Below are 1,280 nucleotides of genomic sequence, written 5' to 3' on the forward strand. Positions count from 1 at the left end.
ACACCTTATACTTCTTCAATTCTTCTATCACAAAAGGACGGATTTCTTTCTCATCAACATATGTAAAAAAAGATAATTGATTCATGTGTCATCCTCCTGCATAAAATCTTATGTTTCGTGCACACTGTAACTAAGCCTTGGCGCGGCTTTCTTCCTTACTTGAATTGTTAACGAAACGCTTCTATTCCTTGGAACGGAAAAACAGCTAGTTTTGGCTAGCTGTTTTTTCTTTGCACCTTTTTACCCAAGAGACATATACTATCTCGAATCCTTACTTGTCGAATCATTATTTGTTCATGACTCACACACATAACAAGAATGAATCAACTTTAGGCTTCAGAAACGGGCACTCTGGCACAAGTGCTCGTTTTATTTTTTTGTATAAAAAGAAAAAATTAACTCATACTATCCATAGGCTTGATATATAGCCCGCAATGTCTGAAGGTGTAAAGAGCATATTCGCATTCCTTTCATCAACTGAGCAGTTAGCTTTTGCTAACTGCTTTGTTATACCTTCCTTCTATTCCCTCTAAACTTTCTATACTTTGTTCTACCTAATCTGCTATACTACATATACAACCGTAAGAAAGGCGCTGATATCATGTATGAACAACAGGATAATAGGGATCGCGATCAAAAAATGATGTTCCAAATGCAAGGTATTCCCACGAATCAAGTCAACATGAGCCAATTACCAAAATGGATTCGTTATTTCGGCTATTTCTTTTATGCTTGGATAGGATTATTCAGTATCATCGCGGTTTTGTACTTACTTTTCCGATGACTTTTGTATAACCTTGTGAAACTGAGGTATACTACACATACATTATGATGTTTTTTCTTATTCATTTGTCAGCTACCTGAGGAACTCTTACAAAAGAGTTCCTCTTTTTTGTTACAATCCCTATTTTTGATTTAAGCATCCTACCATTCTTTTTAAAGCCCTATTGTCTGTCCGATACCTACGATATTCAAAAAAAGATTCTAACACGAATTTACCCGGTTCTATGAGGTCGGTTTTCTACAGGATAGAATTTAAACAGCCTCTCTATCCATTTCCGGAATAATACCTCGCTTCGTCAACATATCATGGATAAACAACCTACCCTTTTGCGTCCAGCGCGTATTCATTTTTACGGATTTACTACCATCCGAATGCGTGACATCAATTGTCTGCGATTTTGTATACCCTTTATTTTGATGTTTGGCATACAGCAGCCATTGGTTGTTTACTTTGTACTGTACTTTTTCATCCTTTAAGATTTTATTTAATCGTACTG

General features: G+C 36.1%; 2 protein-coding genes. One reads left to right on the forward strand and one right to left on the reverse strand.

The annotated features are described in order from the left end of the window. Window positions 1-601: 601 nt before the first annotated feature. Window positions 602-784: a hypothetical protein gene (locus ACODS7_RS32080; RefSeq protein ID WP_030028814.1), complete on the forward strand. Its 183-nt coding sequence runs from the start codon at window positions 602-604 to the stop codon at window positions 782-784. Between the two features lie 251 nt (window positions 785-1,035). On the opposite strand, the gene ACODS7_RS32085 is transcribed toward ACODS7_RS32080, so the two are convergent. Beyond that, window positions 1,036-1,280, reverse strand: a 245-nt coding sequence (locus tag ACODS7_RS32085; protein WP_488828608.1) for a phage antirepressor KilAC domain-containing protein, incomplete at its 5' end; no start/stop codon positions are given.

The sequence above is a fragment of the Bacillus sp. FG16 genome, assembly GCF_057809515.1.

Bases quoted from the DNA above. Each gene is read 5' to 3' on its own strand.
- ACODS7_RS32080 (WP_030028814.1), top strand. From the start codon at position 602: ATGTATGAACAACAGGATAATAGGGATCGCGATCAAAAAATGATGTTC.